At 66.6% G+C, this 18,904-nt stretch carries 19 protein-coding genes; 7 read left to right on the top strand and 12 right to left on the bottom strand.

The genetic code is table 11. The features are described from left to right. Nucleotides 1-5 precede the first annotated feature (5 nt). Nucleotides 6-860 (bottom strand): SDR family NAD(P)-dependent oxidoreductase, encoded by an 855-nt coding sequence (locus tag ABG82_RS10970; RefSeq protein ID WP_011560581.1) that lies wholly within the window; start codon nucleotides 858-860, stop codon nucleotides 6-8. A gap of 197 nt (nucleotides 861-1,057) precedes the next feature. On the opposite strand from ABG82_RS10970, the gene ABG82_RS10965 reads away from it, so the two are divergent. Then, nucleotides 1,058-1,621: a TetR/AcrR family transcriptional regulator gene (locus ABG82_RS10965; RefSeq protein WP_005131302.1), complete on the top strand. Its 564-nt coding sequence runs from the start codon at nucleotides 1,058-1,060 to the stop codon at nucleotides 1,619-1,621. 181 nt (nucleotides 1,622-1,802) lie between these two features. Here the strand turns inward: ABG82_RS10965 and ABG82_RS10960 are convergent, their stop codons facing one another. Beyond that, nucleotides 1,803-2,672 carry a metal-dependent hydrolase gene (locus ABG82_RS10960; RefSeq protein WP_011560583.1) on the bottom strand — a complete coding sequence of 290 codons (870 nt, stop codon included), beginning with the start codon at nucleotides 2,670-2,672 and terminating at the stop codon, nucleotides 1,803-1,805. Nucleotides 2,673-2,741: 69 nt separating this feature from the next. Between ABG82_RS10960 and ABG82_RS10955 the strand changes: the two genes are divergently transcribed. From ABG82_RS10955 to ABG82_RS10930, 6 genes are all read left to right on the top strand, one after another. Continuing rightward, nucleotides 2,742-3,416, top strand: a complete 675-nt coding sequence (locus ABG82_RS10955; protein ID WP_011560584.1) for a TetR/AcrR family transcriptional regulator — start codon at nucleotides 2,742-2,744, stop codon at nucleotides 3,414-3,416. Nucleotides 3,417-3,759: 343 nt separating this feature from the next. After that, the gene (locus ABG82_RS10950) at nucleotides 3,760-5,361 is read left to right on the top strand and encodes an acyl-CoA carboxylase subunit beta (RefSeq protein WP_011560585.1); all 1,602 of its coding nucleotides are present in this window, start codon (nucleotides 3,760-3,762) and stop codon (nucleotides 5,359-5,361) included. A 5-nt stretch (nucleotides 5,362-5,366) separates the two neighbouring features. Then, nucleotides 5,367-7,400, top strand: a complete 2,034-nt coding sequence (locus ABG82_RS10945) for an ATP-binding protein (RefSeq protein ID WP_005116476.1) — start codon at nucleotides 5,367-5,369, stop codon at nucleotides 7,398-7,400. Between the two features lie 54 nt (nucleotides 7,401-7,454). Further along, nucleotides 7,455-8,615 (top strand): acyl-CoA dehydrogenase family protein, encoded by a 1,161-nt coding sequence (locus ABG82_RS10940; protein ID WP_062826686.1) that lies wholly within the window; start codon nucleotides 7,455-7,457, stop codon nucleotides 8,613-8,615. Between the two features lie 26 nt (nucleotides 8,616-8,641). Next, nucleotides 8,642-10,195, top strand: a complete 1,554-nt coding sequence (locus ABG82_RS10935) for an acyl-CoA synthetase (protein WP_011560587.1) — start codon at nucleotides 8,642-8,644, stop codon at nucleotides 10,193-10,195. Nucleotides 10,196-10,414: 219 nt separating this feature from the next. Continuing rightward, nucleotides 10,415-11,008 carry a TetR/AcrR family transcriptional regulator gene (locus ABG82_RS10930; protein WP_011560588.1) on the top strand — a complete coding sequence of 198 codons (594 nt, stop codon included), beginning with the start codon at nucleotides 10,415-10,417 and terminating at the stop codon, nucleotides 11,006-11,008. Here ABG82_RS10930 and ABG82_RS10925 read toward each other — a convergent pair. The 10 genes from ABG82_RS10925 to ABG82_RS10880 are packed head-to-tail and all read right to left on the bottom strand — an operon-like array spanning nucleotide 11,005 to nucleotide 18,855. Next, entirely contained in the window at nucleotides 11,005-12,729 is a 1,725-nt protein-coding gene (locus tag ABG82_RS10925; RefSeq protein ID WP_011560589.1) for an acyclic terpene utilization AtuA family protein, read from the bottom strand. The two genes, ABG82_RS10930 and ABG82_RS10925, sit on opposite strands and share 4 nt — an antisense overlap. Then, nucleotides 12,726-13,538 carry a TIGR03084 family metal-binding protein gene (locus tag ABG82_RS10920; RefSeq protein WP_011560590.1) on the bottom strand — a complete coding sequence of 271 codons (813 nt, stop codon included), beginning with the start codon at nucleotides 13,536-13,538 and terminating at the stop codon, nucleotides 12,726-12,728. Before ABG82_RS10920 ends, ABG82_RS10925 begins: the two co-directional genes overlap by 4 nt. A gap of 1 nt (nucleotide 13,539) precedes the next feature. After that, nucleotides 13,540-14,307, bottom strand: a complete 768-nt coding sequence (locus ABG82_RS10915; RefSeq protein ID WP_011560591.1) for an enoyl-CoA hydratase/isomerase family protein — start codon at nucleotides 14,305-14,307, stop codon at nucleotides 13,540-13,542. 43 nt (nucleotides 14,308-14,350) lie between these two features. Next, nucleotides 14,351-14,821 carry a hotdog family protein gene (locus ABG82_RS10910; RefSeq protein ID WP_011560592.1) on the bottom strand — a complete coding sequence of 157 codons (471 nt, stop codon included), beginning with the start codon at nucleotides 14,819-14,821 and terminating at the stop codon, nucleotides 14,351-14,353. Beyond that, the gene (locus ABG82_RS10905) at nucleotides 14,818-15,309 is read right to left on the bottom strand and encodes an FAS1-like dehydratase domain-containing protein (protein ID WP_017205330.1); all 492 of its coding nucleotides are present in this window, start codon (nucleotides 15,307-15,309) and stop codon (nucleotides 14,818-14,820) included. Before ABG82_RS10905 ends, ABG82_RS10910 begins: the two co-directional genes overlap by 4 nt. 32 nt (nucleotides 15,310-15,341) lie before the next feature. Beyond that, the gene (locus tag ABG82_RS10900) at nucleotides 15,342-15,767 is read right to left on the bottom strand and encodes a dihydroxy-acid dehydratase (protein ID WP_011560594.1); all 426 of its coding nucleotides are present in this window, start codon (nucleotides 15,765-15,767) and stop codon (nucleotides 15,342-15,344) included. Then, nucleotides 15,764-16,222: an FAS1-like dehydratase domain-containing protein gene (locus tag ABG82_RS10895; protein WP_011560595.1), complete on the bottom strand. Its 459-nt coding sequence runs from the start codon at nucleotides 16,220-16,222 to the stop codon at nucleotides 15,764-15,766. The genes ABG82_RS10900 and ABG82_RS10895 overlap by 4 nt, the downstream gene beginning before the upstream one ends. Beyond that, complete coding sequence (locus tag ABG82_RS10890; protein ID WP_014382413.1) at nucleotides 16,215-17,258, bottom strand: LLM class flavin-dependent oxidoreductase; 1,044 nt, start codon at nucleotides 17,256-17,258, stop codon at nucleotides 16,215-16,217. The genes ABG82_RS10895 and ABG82_RS10890 overlap by 8 nt, the downstream gene beginning before the upstream one ends. Continuing rightward, nucleotides 17,255-17,692 carry a Zn-ribbon domain-containing OB-fold protein gene (locus tag ABG82_RS10885; protein WP_011560597.1) on the bottom strand — a complete coding sequence of 146 codons (438 nt, stop codon included), beginning with the start codon at nucleotides 17,690-17,692 and terminating at the stop codon, nucleotides 17,255-17,257. The genes ABG82_RS10890 and ABG82_RS10885 overlap by 4 nt, the downstream gene beginning before the upstream one ends. Next, nucleotides 17,689-18,855 (bottom strand): thiolase family protein, encoded by a 1,167-nt coding sequence (locus ABG82_RS10880; RefSeq protein WP_011560598.1) that lies wholly within the window; start codon nucleotides 18,853-18,855, stop codon nucleotides 17,689-17,691. Before ABG82_RS10880 ends, ABG82_RS10885 begins: the two co-directional genes overlap by 4 nt. Between the last annotated feature and the right edge of the window lie 49 nt (nucleotides 18,856-18,904).

Raw genomic sequence — 18,904 nt, 5'->3', positions numbered from 1 at the left:
CTCCTCTACTCGGCTGAATCGTTCCATGAGGCCATGCGCTCCACGAGGCCCAGCGTGCGAGTAAAGGGGCCGGGTAGGGCTCTCTTGAGTTGCCACAAGACTTTGGCATCGAGTTGGGGTACTACATAAATTTGTCCGCGATCGTGCGCGTTCAACGTCGTTCGAGCAACGTGCTGTGGCGAAATGCCGGTCCATTTCATCAGGTTGGCCGCGAGTCTTGCAGCCGCCTCGTCGATTTGAGGATTGTTGACGATGTTCGTCTTCACGAAGGTGGGGCAAAGCACTGTGACGTTGATGTCAGTACCGCTCAGTTCGGCCGCCAATGTCTCCGACAGAGCGAGCACCCCGGCCTTGCTCACGTTGTAAGCCGCCATCCGAGGGGCCGAGCCAAAGCTCGCTGCCGACGCCACATTGATGACTCCGCCATGCCCATTGCTGCGGAGCCGAGGCACAAAAGTCTCGCAGCCGTAGATAACGCCCCAGAGGTTGACAGAAATCGCCGCGTTCCAGTCCTCGATCGACGTCGCGCCGATGCGGTTGCCGCCCGCACCGATTCCGGCGTTGTTGATGACGAGGCTCGCAGCCTTCTCGAACCAGTCTTCGCTCACATCAGCGAGGTTGCGGACCTGCTCAAGATCGGTGACATCGCATTCGATGTCGAAGCCCTCGCCGCCAGCCTGCCTCACCAACTCTGCCGACTCTTTTGCAGTGACGGGATCTTTGTCGGCGCACACCACGCGTCCACCTCGGCGCGCAAGCTCCACGGCGAATGCGCGGCCGATACCGCTTCCTGCGCCCGTGACGACTGCATCGGCGCGGTGCGTTCTGCCTGGTGCGCCGCCGAAGGGCAGCAATCTCATCCGTCTGCCTTTCGGGTCGCGACATGGACGTCTGCTGTGGGGAAACTCTCATCTGGGGGCACCAGCCACCATTGGTGTCGCATGCCACCAGTTTGGTGGTGGAACGAGCACCTTGTCAAGATGGAGAGGTGCGGTCGAGAAACAAGCGCTGGGGTGGTCGGACCGGGGCCGAGCGTCGTGCCGAGCGACGGCAGCAATTGATCGAGGCCGCAACCGAGATTTGGAGTGAGAGCGGTTGGGCCGCGGTCACTATGCGCGGCGTATGCGCCCGCACAGGGCTGAACGATCGATACTTCTACGAGGGCTTCAAGACGCGCGATGAGCTGCTCGTTGCTGCGTGGGATGGCGTCCGCAATGACATGCTCGGCGAGGTCGCCGCGCTCTTCAACGAGCGTGCGAATCGGCCGCCGATCGAAACCATCACCGCGGCGATCACCATCGTGGTCGACCGGATCGCACGCGATCCCGGCCGGGCACGCATCCTCCTCGCTCAGCATGTCGGTAGCTCACCGCTACAAGACCGCCGCGCCGTGGCGCTACAGGAAGCAACGCAGTTGGTCGTTGAGGCAAGCCGGCCACACCTCCGACAAGATGCCGACGAGATAGCCCTTCGCATGGACACCCTGATCGCTGTCGGGGGATTCGTCGAAGTCATCACCGCCTGGCACTCCGGTTTGCTTGCGGTGACCGAGAAAGAAGTGGTCGCGCACACCAGCAGACTTGCTGAAACCCTGGCTCAACGCTATGTCATCAGCGACTGATCGAGGCTCACAACAGGCCAGCCAGCCCCGTGGCGATCGCTGCGAACCGCATTTGCGGGTCCGACCGCCACCTTCACCGGCCACCGAGCACCGAATCCGTGAGTCACCGACGCGTCGCACCCTGTTCGGAAGGAGCGACGCAGGAACGGTGCTCCTGCGTCGCCGCACTTCCGCATCTTTGCTATCCCGACGAAGCGATAACTCGCTGTGAACCGTCTTGGTCGAACAGTTCTTTGCTCCAATGCTCCAGGACCGCGGCGCTGTCCCAATCATCAGGATGGAAACCCGGGCGATTGTAGGAACGGAAACGCCGCAGCGCATCGGCGGTGAACATCGGGGTGCGACTAAAGCGGTACAGACTGCGCACCAGGGTGACCGGGTTATATGAGGCTCTATCAGCGGCCATAGACAAGGCAGTCTGCAGAATGAGCTCGCCGAACAGAATTACTGAAGCGATCCGCATGCCCCGTACACGGGTGCGCTCGGTTGCTCCCACCAGCCGATAGACATCAAAGGCAACCGCTTTGTGCTCCGACTCCTCGAAGGCATGCCACAGCAGAATCGGTCGAACCTCTGTCTGGCCGATGAGCTTCTGGGCGTCTTCGCTGGTAAGAATGATTTCTGCCAGCGTAGCGGTGTAGTGCTCCAACGCGGAGGTCATGGACAGCCGCATTTCCGGCGAAAAGCGCCGTTCCAATCGCTTGATCAAGCGTCCGACATGACGGTCGATTCGCGCGGTCGGATAACCCATGACCTGGAGTCGCTCGTTTAGGAGACGATGCTGGTGTCGATGTGTGGCCTCTTGTCCGATGAAACCCTTGACCGCTGTCTCTAGTTGGGGATCGTCGATGGAACTCTGGAAGTTCCTGACCGAGCGGATGAAGAAATCCTCGCCTTCCGGGAACGTCGCAGAAAGCACCGAGATGAAATGGCTCATCACCAGGTCGCCATCGACAAAATGTTGCCGCTTCGTGGAGGTCGGCATCGGAAACCGAACGCGCCTGGGTTTTGGCAGCACCCGGGTCGGGGTCGGGGCTTGATCGTCCGACATTTGAGGTCCTTCCTCGAAGTTTGGATCTGACTTTATGCCTTGTCAGATAAGACTGCCAGACTGTAGGACATGAGTCCAGCACGTGTCTATGGCGGGCTGTCCGCAACTCAACGCGATGCACAGCGTCGCGTGATGTTGATTGATGCCGCGGTCTCAATCATGGGCACCCACGGAGCTACCGCGTGCACCGTGACCGCCGTGTGTGCGAAATCAGGAGTGACGAGCCGGTACTTCTACCAACAGTTTCGCGATCGAGACGCGCTCTTGCGTGCGGTATTTGCCAAGATCTCCACTACCTTCCAAGCGGTGATAACCAGCGCCATTCCGGACGACACGGTTGCTCCTCAAGAACTGGCTTACGCTCCGATCAAGGCCCTGGTTCAGGTGATCGAGAACGATCCCCGCATGGCCCGCATACTGTTTGTCGAGTCGGGCGCAGAACCCCTCCTTCGGCAGCTGCGAAGCGATCTGATGACCGATTTTGCGGAGCTGGTGCTCAGAGAGGCCCGCTTGCACCTCGATATACCCAGCGATGTGCTCCAAGTCGCAGATCTCGCCGCTACCTACGGTGTCGGGGGCCTGTTCGAGATACTCCGTCGCTGGATAGATGGACAACTGAACCTCTCGACTGAAATGCTCATCGAGCACTGTGCGGGTTTTCTCGGCATTCTCGGCCTGTATACCCTCGGACAGGCGCCTGATCAGGCCGCTCCGCCGCTGGCCAAAGCCGAGGAGACCCGATAGATTCTGGCCGACCGGCGTTATGCACTACTCGGTTGGCTGAAGGGCATGGCGCGACACTGACAATCGCTGCGGGTGTTCACCCGAGATCGCGAACCGTAGACTCCACGCGCGCCGGACGAGGAACTCGATACGACCTCGCACGGGCCCTGTGTGCCGTCCCTCCCCAGTCAATTCCTTCGATCGCTCGATCTGCAGCGAACGCACCGCTTCGATCCTCGCCATTCGACGGAACCACGGCGCGGAACAAATCCGACGCCCGCCTGCGCCGTTGTCACCTGATGTTAATTGCGGCTAACATCAGCGCCTAGTAGATCGACGTCGATGCTCGCCCGGAAGGAAAACTTTGGTACAGGTCCTGCCCGATCGGGTCGACGACACCGCGCCCGGCTATCTCAAGAACCGCGAAGGACTGAGCGCGCAACTCGACACCATCGCGGAGCAACTGGCGCTGGTCAACGGCGGCGGCGGCGCGAAATACGTTGCGCGCCACCGTAAGCGGGGCAAGCTGCTTGTCCGCGAGCGCATCGAGCTGATGCTCGACCCCGACACGGCGTTCCTCGAACTATGCCCCTTCGCCGCCTGGGGCAGTAAGTTCCCCGTCGGCGGTAGCGTGGTGGTAGGCATCGGCGTGGTCGAGGGCATCGAGTCGATGATCATCGCCCACGACCCCACCGTCCGCGGCGGCGCATCGAACCCTTATACCTTCCGCAAGGTGTTCCGCGGCATGGCCATCGCGCGGGAGAACCGACTGCCCATCATCAACATCGTCGAATCTGGCGGCGCCGACCTGCCCACACAGGCAGAGATCTTCGTGCCCGGCGGACAGCTGTTCCACGACTTGACCCAGCACAGCGCAGCGGGGCTGCCGACACTGGCCCTGGTCTTCGGCAACTCGACCGCGGGAGGTGCGTACGTCCCGGGCATGTGCGACTACGTCGTGATGGTGCGCAACCGTTCCAAGGTGTTCCTCGGCGGTCCGCCGCTGGTCAAGATGGCCACGGGCGAGGTCTCCGATGACGAGTCGCTCGGCGGCGCCGACATGCACGCCCGCACCTCGGGGCTGGCCGATTACATGGCCGAGGACGAGCAGGATGCGATCCGCATCGGCCGTCGCATCATGGCGCGGCTCAACTGGCGGAAGAACGGCCCCGGACCCACCACGCCGCCGCACCCACCGGTGCACGACCCCGATCAGCTGCTCGGCATCGCGTCGGTCGATCCGAAGGTGCCCTTCGACCCCCGCGACGTCATCGCCCGAGTGGTCGACGGCTCGGCCTTCGACGAGTTCAAACCTCTCTACGGCACGTCACTCGTCACCGGCTGGGCCTCGATCCACGGCTTCCCGGTCGGCATCCTCGCAAACGCACGGGGCATCCTGTTCAGTGAGGAGGCCGAGAAAGGTTCGCAGTTCATCCAACTGGCAAATCAGATCGACACCCCCCTCATCTTCCTGCAGAACACCACCGGTTTCATGGTCGGTGCCGAGTACGAACAGGGCGGCATCATCAAGGACGGCGCCAAGATGATCAACGCCGTATCAAACAGCACGGTCCCCCACGTGACCATCACCATGGGTGCGTCCTACGGTGCCGGGAACTACGGCATGTGCGGGCGATCGTACTCACCGCGTTTCCTATTCGCTTGGCCTAACTCGAAGTCGGCCGTGATGGGTCCGGCGCAACTGGCCGGAGTGCTGTCCATCGTGGCGCGCGAGTCCGCCGCCGACCGCGGGCTGCCCTTCGACGAGCAGGCCGACGCCCAGATGCGCGCCGCCGTCGAGGAACAGATCGAGCGCGAATCCGTCGCACTGGCCAACAGCGGCCGACTTTACGACGACGGGATCATCGATCCCCGCGATACGCGGACCGTTCTCGGGTTCTGCCTGTCGGTGATCCACAACGGCGAGGTCCGTGGCCAGCGTGGCTACGGCGTGTTCCGGATGTGATGGCGATGCCCAAGATCCGCAAGGTCCTGGTCGCCAACCGTGGCGAGATCGCGCGGCGGGTGTTCCGCACTTGCCGCGATCTCGGGATCGCCACCGTCGCGGTCTATTCCGACGCCGACGCCGACGCGTGGCACGTCGCCGACGCCGACGAGGCCGTGCACCTTCCCGGCTCGTCTGCCGCCGAGACCTACCTCGACATCCACCGGATCATCGCCGCTGCCTCGCTCACCGGCGCGGACGCAGTACACCCCGGCTACGGCTTCCTTTCGGAAAACGCCGGGTTCGCGCGCGCCTGTGCCGCCGCCGACCTCGTCTTCATCGGTCCGCCGCCCGGGGCGATCGACGCGATGGGCTCGAAGCTGCAGGCCAAGAAGACGATGTCCGACGCGGGGGTGCCTGTGCTGCCCGGTGGCGACACGACGGGGCTATCGGCCGAGCAGCTGGCGAAGCTGGCCGCCGACGTCGGCTACCCCGTGCTGGTCAAGGCCAGCGCCGGCGGCGGTGGCCGAGGCATGCGCATTGTCGCGTCGCCGGACGAGCTCGACGAAGCGGTCACCTCCGCTTCGCGTGAGGCCGCCGCCGCGTTCGCCGACGGCACCGTCTTCCTCGAGCGTTACGTCCAGCGCCCACGCCACGTCGAGATCCAGATCATGGCCGACACGCACGGAAACGTCGTCTCTCTGTTCGAGCGCGAGTGCTCCGTGCAGCGTCGACACCAGAAGGTGATCGAGGAGGCGCCGTCACCGGTCGTCGACGACGCGTTGCGCGCTCGGATGAGCGAGGCCGCCATCGCCGCCGCGCGCGCCGTCGGCTACGTAGGCGCCGGGACGGTCGAGTTCGTCTACGACGCCGCTCAGGATGGCAAAGCCGACTCCTTCGCCTTCCTAGAGATGAACACCCGGCTGCAGGTCGAGCACCCGGTTACCGAGCTGATCACCGGCCTCGACCTGGTGCGTGCCCAGCTGCTCGTAGCCATGGGCCGCCCGCTGCCTGAGGAGATGCACAACCCGCGAATTCGCGGTCACGCGGTCGAGGCCCGGCTGTGCGCCGAGGATCCGGCCGATGACTACCGGCCCTGTACCGGCACCCTGCGCACCTTGGATGTCCCGGCGCTTGCCGGCGTGCGGGTTGACTCGGGTTTTCGTGCCGGTTCGGTCATCAGTCATTACTACGATTCGCTGCTGGCCAAGGTCATCGCGTGGGCACCAACGCGCGACGAGGCACTTGCCAGCCTCTCGGCGGCGCTGGCCGGCGCCCGTATTCACGGCGTGACCACCAATCGCAACCTGCTTGTTCGCGTCCTGCGCCATGACGAGTTCGCCGGGCGGGGCACCGACACTGGGTTCCTTGACCGACACGACGTCGCCCAACTCGGCGCTGCCCTCCCAGACACGCAGTCCGAGCGCCTGCACGCCGTCGCGGCGACCGTGGCCGGGGTGGCCGCGCGGCGTGCCGTCGCAACTCTGCAGGCCACGTTGCCCGCCGGCTGGCGCAACAACCCTTCGCAGCCGCAGACCACAACCTGGCAGACCCAGGGCGGGCGCGAAGTGCGCGTCGGGTACACGTTAGGTTCGACAGGGACCTGCCTGCAGGTCGACGACGAGCCGTTGGCCGACGTCGAGGTTGTCGAGGGCAGTAGCGAGCGGGTGGTGCTGCGCGTCGACGGGGTGCGCCGCACTTATGATGTCGTCCTCGACGGCGATGTTGCCCACCTCGACTCGGTCGCCGGCTACTCCGCCCTGCGGCTGGCGCCACGCTTCGTCGACCCGAGCACTCTGAACCCGCCCGGGTCGCTCACCGCGCCGATGCCGGGCTCGGTGATCCGACTACCGGTCGCCGAGGGCGAGACGGTGTCAGCCGGTCAAACGCTCGTCGTCCTGGAGGCGATGAAGATGGAGCACACCGTCGCGAGCCCGATCGACGGGGTGCTGAGCGCCCTGCCGGTCCAGGTCGGCCATCAGGTCTCGAGCGGTGACGTCCTCGCCGTGGTCGAGGCGGTGGACGGCGGTGAAGTGGCGTCGGACGCCACGGAGCTCTAATGAAGCCGGCGCGCTCCCGATCGGTGGCGCGTCGATACCGATGTGAGGAGTGTCATGGAATTGCACGAGACAGAGGAACGTCAGGACCTGCGCAAGGCGGTCGCCGAGATCGCCAAGGACTTCGGACACGAGTACTACCTGGAAAAGTCGCTGGCCGGCGGGAAGAGCACCGAGCTGTGGCAGGCCGTGGGCAAACAGGGCTTCCTCGGGGTGAACCTTTCCGAGCAGTACGGCGGCGGCGGCGGCGGCGGCGGCATCTACGACATGCAGATCGTCGGTGAGGAGCTCGCCGCGGCGGGCTGCCCGCTGCTGATGACCGTCGTCTCGCCGACCATCTGCGGCACGATCATCCAGGCATTCGGCAGTGAGGAACTCAAGCAGCAGTGGCTGCCGGGCATCGCCAGCGGCGAGACGATCATGGCATTCGCGATCACCGAGCCGGACGCGGGCTCGAACTCGCACAACATCTCCACGACCGCGAAACGCGACGGCGACGACTGGGTCATCAACGGCACCAAGTACTACATTTCTGGTGTCGACGAAGCCGAAGCGATCCTGGTCGTCACCCGAACGTCTACCAACGACAGTGGTCGCGGACTACTCAGCTTGCTCGTCGTGCCCACCGATGTCCCCGGGCTCACCAAGTCACTCATCCCGGTGCAGGCGGTCACTCCAGAGAAGCAGTTCACTCTATTCTTCGATGACGTCCGCGTGCCGGCCGCCAACCTTATCGGCGCGGAGAACGAGGGCCTGCGCCAGGTCTTCATGGGCCTGAACCCGGAGCGAATCATGGGGGCGGCGCTCGGCAACGGCATCGGTCGCTACGCGCTGGATAAAGCCGCCGATTACGCCCGCAACCGCCACGTGTGGGGAACGCCGATCGGCTCGCACCAAGGCGTATCGCACCCGCTCGCCCACGCCAAGATCCAGGTTGAGCTGGCCCGGTTGATGACTCAGCGTGCCGCCTCCCTGCACGACGCCGGCGATCCGGGGTCGGGTGAGGCGTCGAACATGGCGAAATATGCCGCAGCCGAGGCGGGCATCCTGGCGCTCGACCAGGCGATTCAAACCCACGGCGGCAACGGCATGGCCACCGAGTACGGCCTCGCCACGTTGTGGGGTCCGGCCCGGCTCATGCGCACCGCGCCGATCAGCCGCGAAATGATCCTCAACTTCGTGGCGCAGCACAGCCTGAAACTGCCCGCGTCCTACTGAGTCGCCGCGGAATGAAAGGGAATCGAATGCAACTCGGCATCGGTCAGTGGGTGAGCCGGCGCGCCTTCCTCAACGGCGGGCGCACCGCGTTGATCAGCAACGGCGCGCACATCACCTACGCCGACCTCGATCGGCGCACCAACCAGGTCGCCGCCGCACTCATCGCCCTCGGCGTGCGCAAGGGCGATCGGGTCGCGATGCTGCTGGTCAATTCGACCGAGTTCATCGAGGTGCTGCTGGGCTGCGCCAAAATCGGCGCACTTGCAGTTCCGCTCAACGTGCGCCTTGCCGGACCCGAGATCGGCTACATCCTGGCCGACTCAGGCGCCGATGTTCTGGTCTTCCACGAGCCGTTCGCCGCGCAGGCCAGGAGCGCCGTCACCGAGTCCGGAGTCCGCGTGCGCCATGTCGTGCGCGCCGGTGGGGTGCCGGCGCCGGGCGAGCTCGGCTACGAAGACGTCGTCTCGGGCGCCGCGCCCGAACCGCTCAACGGTGACGTCGACGGCCGCGACCCCGCGTTCATCATGTACACGTCGGGGACGACGGGCCGACCCAAGGGCGCGATCCTCACCCACGACAACCTGCTATGGAACGCGATCAACGTCCTCGGCACCGACATCGGCCTGCGGGGCGAGGACGTCACCGTCGCGGTGGCGCCGATGTTCCACATCGGCGGGCTGGGAGTACACACCCTGCCGCTGTTGTACGTCGGCGGCACCAGCGTGATCATGCCGTCCTTCGAGCCGCGAGCGACGTTACAGGCGATGGCCGACCACCACGTCACGGTCCAGTTCATGGTGCCGGCCATGTGGACCGCACTCACACAGGTGCCCGACTTCGACTCCTTCAACCTGTCTGCGCTGCGTTTCGCCATGGGCGGCGGGTCGCCCGTCCCCCTCACGGTCATCGACTTCATGCGCGAGCGAGGCGTGCCCTTCACCGAGGGCTTCGGCATGACCGAGACCGCTCCCTTGGTGACCGTCCTCGACGCCGAGAACGTCAGCACGCGGGCCGGGTCGATCGGCCGCGTCGCAATGCATGTCGACGCCCGCATCGTCGACGACGACGACCGCGACGTCGCGACCGACACCGTGGGCGAACTGATCGTGCGCGGCCCGAATGTGTTCACCGGCTACTGGATGAAGGCCGAGGCGAGCGCCGAGGCGTTACGCGGGGGCTGGTTCCACACGGGCGACCTCGGGCGCATGGACGCCGAGGGCTTCATCACCCTCGTCGACCGCAAGAAGGACATGATCATCTCCGGCGGCGAGAACGTCTACCCGATCGAGGTCGAGCAGGTTCTCTTCCGCCACCCGGCGGTGTTCGACGCCGCCGTGATCGGCGGTAAGGACGCGAAGTGGGGCGAACGCGTCGTCGCGGTCGTGGTCGCCGACCCGGCGACACAGGCGCCGAGCGCCGAGGAGATCGTAGCGTGGTGCCGGGAGCGGCTGGCACACTTCAAGTGTCCGCGTGACGTGCACTTCGTCGCCGAACTGCCGCGCAATGCCACCGGCAAGCTGCTCAAGACCGAGCTGCGCGCGCAGTTCACGGGCATCGAGGGCGGAGTCGTTTTGCGCTGAGTCGTGCCGCTGCACATCGCGGGTTCGAAGCAGGGCCCCTAAATCATGAACTGAGAAGAGGATGCGACAGCATCGGCGGGGGCTAGCGGTTTCGTTCACCTCCCTTGATTTGGTGCGGCGGGTGCCGACGCAGGCAACCCCAGCGCCGGTAGGATCCCAGCCCGGCCCAGCGGATCGGACGGCGAACAACGTAACCACAAATCGACAGGAGGCCTGAAAGTGGCCGGTTTGCGCCGCAAACTGCTCCTCGAGGCCGCCGCCGACCTGTTCGCGCGGCAAGGCTTTCACGCCGTGGGCATCGACGACATCGGTGCCGCAGCAGGGGTGAGCGGGCCGGCCGTCTACCGGCACTTTCAGAACAAGGACGCGATCCTGCGCGAGTTATGCGACGCCGCCATGACTGAGCTGCTGGCCGGCGCCCGGCGCGCCACCAACGCCGGCACACCGACGGAGGTCCTGCACGCCCTTGTCGACCTACACGCGGCCTTCGGCGCGCGACGACGCGGCCTGTTGGCCGTCTACGCCCGCGAGCACCGCTCGCTGTCGCCGCTGGCGACCCGTGCCCTGCGACGCCGACAGCACAGGTACGAGTCCTTCTGGGTCGACGCGCTCGTACGAGCACGGGGCGATCTGGACCGTGAGCGCGCACAGGGCCTGGTCGCCGCCGTGCTGTCATTGCTCAACGCGTCCGCGTACATGCCGGCGTCGCTGGACGACGCGACGATTGAGGCGATGCTGGCCGCCGCGGCCGTTGCGGCGCTGTTCAGCCGCGCGGTTACACAGCAGGTAGACGGCGCCCCGCACCGGATTTAGTGTGTGTCGAGCAGCGATTCGGGAACGTCCACCACTCGGGATCGCACGTACTCCCCGAGCCCCTTGGCCTGCGCGTCCGGCCGGGTCGAGGAGGCCACCCCGTCACCGAGCAAGCCGTGCACCACCACGTTGAGCGCGCGCAGGTTCGGCAGTTCGAAGCGCTCGATGCGCAGGTGCGCCGTCTCCGGCCCGAGCAGTGTGCGCAGCCGCTCGACGCTCAGGTACTCGCGCGCCCACGCGTAACCGGGGTCGTCGCGTGCCCACAGTCCGAGGTTGGCGTTGCCGCCCTTATCTCCGGACCGCGCACCGAGTACCGACCCGAGCGGCGCGAGCCGCGTCGGCCCGGATGGCGCCGGCAGCTTCGCGGGCGGGGCGATCCCAGCCGGCGGGACCGCACCGGTCGGCGGGTCAGGGATCACGTGCCGATTGCCGTCGGCGTCGACGAGCACGTGCGTGAGGGCCGAGCGCGGAACGTAGGCCGGCCGGTAGACGCCGAACGCGGTCTCCGAGGACGGTGGCGTGGTGGTGTGGAAGCCGGCGAAACCAGCCAGGGCGATCTCCATGACCCCGCCGGAGAAGGCTCGGCCCACCTTTCGCGGGTCGGCGTCCTTCACCGTCACACGCAGGTGCGCGCAGGCTTGCTCGTTCGTCGGCGCATCGGAGACGTCGAAACGCAACAGTCGCACGTCGACTTCGTCGAAGGCGTCGCGTCCGCCGAGAACGTCGAAGAGCTGCTGTTCGGCGAAGGCCGCCTTGGCCTCGATGTCGAGGCCGGTGAGCACCATGGTCATCGTGTTGCGGAAGCCGCCCACCTCGTTCAGCGCCACCTTCAACGTGTCCGGCGGCGGACTGCCTTTCGTACCGCTGATCGCGACACGGTGCTCACCCTGTTGAGCCAGGCGAATGGTGTCGAAGTGGGCGACGACGTCGGGGCCGAGGTAGGCAGGTTCAGCGATCTCGTAGAGCAGCTGGGCGGTGACCGTGCCGACTGAGACCAGTCCCCCGGTGCCGGGATGCTTCGTGATCACCGAAGAGCCGTCCTCGGCGACCTCGGCGATCGGAAACCCCGGGTAGCGGCGGTCGGTGATCTCGTCGAGGAACGCGTAGTTGCCGCCCGTCGCCTGAGGGCCGCACTCGATCACGTGCCCGGCGACGACCGCACCCGCGAGCCGATCCCAGTCGGCGCGTGCCCAGGCGTGCCACCAGGCCGCGGGACCGACCACGAGGGATGCGTCGGTGACCCGGCCGGTCACGACGACGTCGGCGCCCGAATGCAGCGCCTCGGTGATGCCCCAGGCGCCGAGGTAGGCGTTGGCCGACACCGGTTTGATGTCGCCGACGGGCGGCGTGATTGCGTGGAGGTCGCCACGTAGGTCGTCGCCCTCGACGTGCGCGACGCGCGCGGTGAGGCCGAGACGTGCGGACAGCTCGCGCAACGCGGCGGCCAAGCCGGCGGGATTCAGCCCGCCCGCGTTCGCGACGACCTTGATGCCACGATCGAGACAGGTGCCCAGCACCTGTTCCATTTGGGTGAGGAAAGTCCGCGCGTACCCGCCGGACGGGTCTTTGGCCTGGGCCTTGGCCAGGATGAGCATGGTCAGCTCGGCCAGATAGTCACCGCACAGGACGTCGATCGGTCCGCCCTCGACCATCTCGCGGGCTGCGGCGATGCGGTCGCCGTAAAAGCCGGAGCAGTTGCCGATGCGGACCGGGACGCTCACCGCTGACCCCCTGCGAACTGGCCCGCCACGCGCCCGCCGCCAGGGGGCCCCGCGAAGGCCTGGGCGATCGCGAGCCACTGGTCGGCCAGCGGTCCGTCGGCGACCAAAGCGGTGTCGTCGCGGTGGCGGCGTTGGGTCACCAACAGGCAAAAGTCCAGCGCCGGCCCGCTCACGCGGTTGGCGGCGTCGGCTGGCCCCCACGTCCAGACGCTGCCGTCCGGAGCGGTCAGCTCGACGCGTACCGGGTCCGCGGGGAGGTCCAGACCGTTGGCCAGGTAGCTGAAAGCGCGCGCACCCACCCCGATGTGGGCCACGTGCCGCAGCCGTGCCGTGGCCTCGCGGGTCGCGCCGAGCGCGTCGACGATGTCCTGGCCGTGCGCCCAGGTCTCCATGAGTCGCGCTGTCAGCGACGAGACCGCGCTCATCGTCGGCCCGAACCACGGCAGGCGGGTCGCCGGGGCAATGTCCGCGAACGCCGCAACGAGGGCTGCACGCGACGTGTCGAACCACGCGAGCAGGTCGGCAGCCGGCATTTGACGGTAGCGCTCAGCGATGACGTCGGGTGAGATGCTTCCGTCGGCCATCATCGGCAGGTAGTCGCTGCTGAAACCGTCGGGGTCGGTGGCCGAGCGCACCGCCACGTCGTCGAAGAACGCCAGATGGCTGATCTGGTCGCGGATCGCCCAGCCCACGGCCGGAGTCGGCGCGTCCCAGCCGCGCGGACCTTCGGGCAGCGGTGCGATGAGTTCGCGCAACGCGGCCGTTTCGGCTTCGATGTCGGCGATTACCGACTGCATGGTCACCGCCATGTCAGCGTCCCTTCCACTGTGGTGCGCGCTTCTCGCGGAACGCCGTCGGGCCTTCCTGCGCGTCGTCGCTCAGATAGACCGGCTCCCATATCTCGTCGGCCAGGTCGTAGGCGGCGGCGAGGTGGTGCTGTGCCGAGAGGTACACGGTGCGCTTGGACGCAAGCACCGATAGCGGTGCGTTCGCGGCGATGCTGAGCGCCAACTGCCGGGTACGCTCGCGCAACTGATCGGCCGGCACCACCTCATTGACTAAGCCGACCTGGTGGGCGCGCTCGGCGGTGATCGGGTCGCCGGTCAGCAGGATCTGCATGGCAACGCGTGGGGGCACCAGCCACGATAGCGGTGCCGCCCACGGCGACCCGCGGCCGACTTTGACCTCGCTGACGGCGAAGGTCGCGTGTTCGGCAGCCACGACCAGGTCGCACTGCTGCGCGAGCAGGAAGCCCCCGGCGAACGCGACACCGTTGACGGCCGCGATCGTCGGCTTCGCGACATCGATGTTGCGGCCGAACTGCGGAGCGAAGTCCTTCGGGGGCACCTTGAGCGCGTTCTGCGCCATCTCCTTCAAGTCCCCGCCGGCGCAGAACGCCTTATCGCCCACGCCGGTGAGGACGAGCACCTTCGCCGCGTCGTCGTCATTGAAGCGGCGTACCGCGTCGAAAAGCCCCGTGCGCACAGCGTTGTTCAGCGCGTTGCGCGCCTCGGGCCGGTTGATCGTCAGCCAGGCCACGCTGTCGACGACCTCGTAGCGAACCGGTTGCTCGGCCACCGAGCCTCCGTCCCTCACCGTCGCCTCGCATGTGAGTGGCAGCTCACCCCGGCACCTCGACAAACGGGTCGGCCAGCTCAACGGTGGCTTCACTCGGCACGCACGGACCATCTTCGCTCGAGACGAGCAACTCGAGGTCGACGAGGCGCCGTCCGCCATCGTCGCGTTTGGCCACGACCTTGCCGCTCAGGGTTGCGGTCTGGCCCGGATAGATCGACCGGATCATTGAGATTCTGCGGCGCCGGATGAGCGCGTCGGGTCCGGCCCATTCGTTGAGGCCGCGGTCGATGAAGCCATGGAAGAAGAGGGTTGACAGGTAGATCGTGCGCTGGCCCTGGCTGCGCGCGTAGTCGGGGTCGTGGTGACCGGGGAACCAGTCCCATGTCGAAGCCGCGTTCATGCAGATGCGCTTGTAGCTGATCTCGATCGAGACGGGCGTCAGGGTGTCGCCGACGGCGATGTCCTCGAACCGCACGGGGACGCGGACCATGCTGCGCTCGGTGGAGTCGTTCATGATGCGCCTTCACTATCGGCGGTGTCGTATCGGAAGAGCACGTTGGTGTTGCGGCCGATGACCTCACCGTGCTGGTCGGAGAAGGTGCTCACCGTGGTGATGAACACACCGGTGCCCACCCGCGTCGTCTTGGGCTCGGAGATCGAGGCGATCTCCTCCACGATCGACACGTGATCGCCTACCCGGGGCCGGCGTTCGAACTCCGTCGTCGTCGAGGCGTTGATGATGTGGTGGCCCGGCAACGGGACGCTGAGCGCGAACATCATGTCGGCACGCGCTAGGTACCCGGGCACCCACTGCGGCGCGAAGCCGAGGCTCATCAGCAGCCCGGGCGGGCAGTCCTCACCCTCCCAGTAACGGGGGTTCGCGTCCTCGACGAGCGAGCAGTAGTACAACACCATCGAGCGGTCGATCGGGAACCACGCATGCCGCGGTTCGGAGCGATGACCGACCCACGCCCGGCCTTCGTCGAAGGTCCCGAACGTCATCCCGAGGCCGGTGACGTCGCTCGTTGGCGCGCTCACCGGGTCACCTGCACGACGGCGCTCCCCTTTATCGCGGGTTCGCCGGTCTGGCGCGTGACCACGAGTTCGAGGTCTGCCACCTGCTGCCCTCCGGCCTCGCGCACGCCGGTGACCCTGCCGCCGAAGCTGAGCAGGTCACCGGGCCATACCTGACCGGTGAACCGGATGCGGAACGAGCGGATGTTGGCCAGCCCCACCCAGGCGGTCAGCCGCTGCGCGAGCACACCGCCGTGCAGCAGTCCCATGCCGAACACACCGGGCATGCCGGCCGCGCGGGCGAACTCTTCGTCGTGGTGGATCGGGTTGAAGTCGCCGCCGGAGCCGGCGTAGCGAACGATGTGCGAGCGCGTCAGCGGGCCGAACTGTGAGGTCGGCATCTCGTCGCCGATGGCCAACGCCACCGGCGCGGGGGATGTCGTCATTGGGTGGAGCCTCCGGTTTCGATCAAGACGTCGGTCTGGCGCACGACGAGTTCGTCGCGCTGGTTGGTGAAGTCGGTCTCGATCGTCACGATTGTCATGATGCCGCCGCGCTTCCCCTCGCGGCTGGTCACGTTCGACACCCGACGAGTCTCGGTGAGCTCGTCGCCGACGAACACCGGCGCGAAATACTCCCAGCCGCACTCACCGTGCAGTACGCGTCGCAGGTCGAGCCCGAGGGCGCCGAACATGTCGTCGTCGGCGCGCCAGTGAGCCGAGGAGACGACGAAGGTCGGAGGAGCGGGGATCGCGCCGAAGCCGGCGGCGCGGGCGGCCGCGACGTCCTGGTAGATCGGGTCGCGGTCGCCGAGCGAAAGTGCGAACTCGCGCACTTTGGACCGGTCGACGGGAAACGTGGTCCTCCCGAGTTGCGTCCCGATGAGCGATGCGTCAGCCACTCTGGTCACCTTTCCCGCCGGCGAAGGCCGGCGCACAATCGCGAATGAGGCTGCCGAGGTTCTCGGCGATGCGCTCGGGCGCGAGACCAATCGAGGGTGAGTAGAGAACGATGTGGTCCAGCACGCCCTCGTAGCGGCGCAGCCCTTCTCGGACCTCGGCGGCGGTGCCGGCCACCGCCATCGCGTCGATCATGTCGTCGGTGACCGCGGCGAACATGGCCGGCAGGTCACGCCGTGCGAACGCGTCGCGGATGGCCGCTGCCTGCCTGGCGAAACCGCTGACGTCGAGCACGTGCTCGTAGGTCTTCACCGAGGAGTAGAACGCGATCTGCTGCGCGGCCTCACGACGTGCGATCTGTGGGTCGTCGTGCACCGCGCAGATGACCATCGAGACGATCTCAATGTCGGCGGGATCGCGTCCGGCCCGCTCCGCACCGCGCACGACGGCTGGGCGGGCGACCTCCTCGACGTAAGTCGTGGTGAACAGCGGATGACCAGCCAACCCGTCGGCTACGCGCCCTGCCACCTCGCACATCCGCGGACGCACGCCCGCGGTGATGATCGGGATCGCTCGCTTCGGCGGCGCGACGTCGCCGGTTGGGACGAGATTCATCCGGTAGAAGCGCCCCTCATGGCGCACGGGGCCCTCGTGCAGGTTCCAGATCCGACGCACGAGCGGGACCAGCTCCTCCATGCGCAGAGCGGGAGCGGAGGTGTCCTCCACGCCGTGCCAGTCGCTCATCATGCGGCGTGTACCGTTGCCGAGCCCGAGTACGACGCGCCCGCCTGAAAGCTCGTCGAGGTCACGCGCCTCGGTGGCGAGCACGAGCGGGCTGCGCCCGACGCCATACAGGATCGACGACCCGATGCGGCAGCGCTTTGTGCGCGCGGCCATCGCGGCCATCGAGATCGAGCCGGAGCGCGAGTAGAACTCCGAGGCCCAGGCGGCGTCGAAGCCGGCGAGGTCGGTAGCCTCGGCGGTCTCGACAAGGGTGGCCAAGTCCGCGCCGAGCACCGAGACCCCGTACGTGGTCACGACGCCGCCAGCCTGAATCGGACCAGCCCAAGGTCCTCGTTCACCCGCTCGAACACTGCGCGCACTCTCGCCCCGATCGCAACTTCATCTGGGGCCACGCCCTCGAGACTGGCCAACAACTGCGGCCCCTCGTCCAGACGAACGAGCACGACGACGTACGGCTCGCTGCGCGGGAACGAGTCCCACGGGGGGCGGTACACCGGCGCGAAACTGACGATCTCACCAGTACCCGCCGCGGTCTCCCAGGCCAACTCACCGTCATGGCAGACGGGACACACCAGCCGCGGGTAGAGGAAAGGGTGGTCGTTCGCGCACCGCTGGAAGACGAGTACACCGCGGGCCGCTGCTGCGAAGTAGGGACGGTTGACATCGGTCAGCGGCGGCAGCGCCTCAGGATCGTGCAGACCGTCGAGAGAACTCGAAGCTGCGGTCATGACGCTCCCTCCATCACCATGCTGACGTGACTGCACAGCATCGAGCCGTAGCTGTGCACGAACGCGGTATCCGCCCCGGGCACCTGACGGCCCTCGGCGCGACCGGACAACTGCCAGTAACCCTCAAGGATCTGCGAAATGCCAGAGGAGGTCCCGGTGTGCCCGAACCGGATTAGGCCGCCGTCGGTGTTCACCGGAAGGTCGCCCCCCGGATCGGCGCAGCCGTCACGGTAGAAATCGCCTGCCCCACCGGGCTTCACGAAACCCGCCTCCTCAAGGATCATCGCCGGGTTGGAGGCGAAGGCGTCGTAGAGCAAAGCGATGTCGACGTCGGCCGGCGCCCGTCCGGAGCGCTCAAAGGCCATCGGACCCGAACGGGCGGCCCCGGTACGACCCGGCCGGGCCAGCGAGGTCAGAAAACCGTGGGTGTGACCCTCTCCAAAGCCCAGCAAATGCACCGGCCGGTGCTTGCCCGCGCGAGCCCGGCGGGCCGAGCCCAGCACCAGCGCGCCACCGCCCTCGCAGGGAATCGAGCAGTGGTAGAAGTGGAACGGCCCGGCGATCGGCCGGGACGCCAGCACGTCCTCCACAGTCAGGCGTTGAGCGCCGTGCGCGATAGCCGCGGGGTTCAGTGCGGCCCAACGGTCCTGCGACACGGTGACCTCGGCGATGTCCGCCTTGCCCTGTCCCGTCTCGTGCATCCAGGCCTGCGCGATCAAACCGTAGAGCGCCGGCACGGACGGTCCATAGGGCATCTCGAACGCGTGGTCACACACCAGCGCCATCAGTTCGCGCCCGCCATCGCGGATCGGTGGAAACTTGCCCGCCGACACGACCAGCACCGTCTCGGCCTCGCCCCGGGCGATGACGTTACTCGCCATGCGCGTCATGGCGAGATGGGTCCCGCCGCCAAGCTGACAGGTCATCTGAAGTTTCAGATTGTGCAGCCCGAGATAGTCCATGAGGTCCTCGGACAGGAAGATCGAACCCTCGTTCGTCATCGGCCCGGCGCACACCAGACCGTCGACCTCGTCTGGGACCACCCCTGCGTCGGCGAGAGCCGCGACCGCGGCGCGCACATGCAATTCAGTGGAGGTGTACGGAACGTTTCTCCCTGGAGCGAGTTCGGCGGCACCGATGATGGCCGGCTGGTCGTGTGGCATCCGGACTCCTCTCGACCACGCGTCCAACGCCGGTCCCGACGTGAACGAC

This window comes from Mycobacteroides immunogenum (genome assembly GCF_001605725.1).
Taxonomy (GTDB): domain Bacteria; phylum Actinomycetota; class Actinomycetes; order Mycobacteriales; family Mycobacteriaceae; genus Mycobacterium; species Mycobacterium immunogenum.
Note: the sequence above shows the minus strand (reverse complement) of the source record. Positions and strands in the feature narration are given on the sequence as shown.

Coding starts and splice junctions, on each gene's coding strand:
- ABG82_RS10920 (WP_011560590.1), bottom strand. CDS start 13,538: ATGGCGGTGACCATGCAGTCGGTAATCGCCGACATCGAAGCCGAAACG.
- ABG82_RS10910 (WP_011560592.1), bottom strand. CDS start 14,821: ATGAACGACTCCACCGAGCGCAGCATGGTCCGCGTCCCCGTGCGGTTC.
- ABG82_RS10955 (WP_011560584.1), top strand. CDS start 2,742: ATGAGTCCAGCACGTGTCTATGGCGGGCTGTCCGCAACTCAACGCGAT.
- ABG82_RS10880 (WP_011560598.1), bottom strand. CDS start 18,855: ATGCCACACGACCAGCCGGCCATCATCGGTGCCGCCGAACTCGCTCCA.
- ABG82_RS10945 (WP_005116476.1), top strand. CDS start 5,367: ATGCCCAAGATCCGCAAGGTCCTGGTCGCCAACCGTGGCGAGATCGCG.
- ABG82_RS10900 (WP_011560594.1), bottom strand. CDS start 15,767: ATGACGACATCCCCCGCGCCGGTGGCGTTGGCCATCGGCGACGAGATG.
- ABG82_RS10935 (WP_011560587.1), top strand. CDS start 8,642: ATGCAACTCGGCATCGGTCAGTGGGTGAGCCGGCGCGCCTTCCTCAAC.
- ABG82_RS10940 (WP_062826686.1), top strand. CDS start 7,455: ATGGAATTGCACGAGACAGAGGAACGTCAGGACCTGCGCAAGGCGGTC.
- ABG82_RS10905 (WP_017205330.1), bottom strand. CDS start 15,309: ATGACGTTCGGGACCTTCGACGAAGGCCGGGCGTGGGTCGGTCATCGC.
- ABG82_RS10960 (WP_011560583.1), bottom strand. CDS start 2,672: ATGTCGGACGATCAAGCCCCGACCCCGACCCGGGTGCTGCCAAAACCC.
- ABG82_RS10970 (WP_011560581.1), bottom strand. CDS start 860: ATGAGATTGCTGCCCTTCGGCGGCGCACCAGGCAGAACGCACCGCGCC.
- ABG82_RS10885 (WP_011560597.1), bottom strand. CDS start 17,692: ATGACCGCAGCTTCGAGTTCTCTCGACGGTCTGCACGATCCTGAGGCG.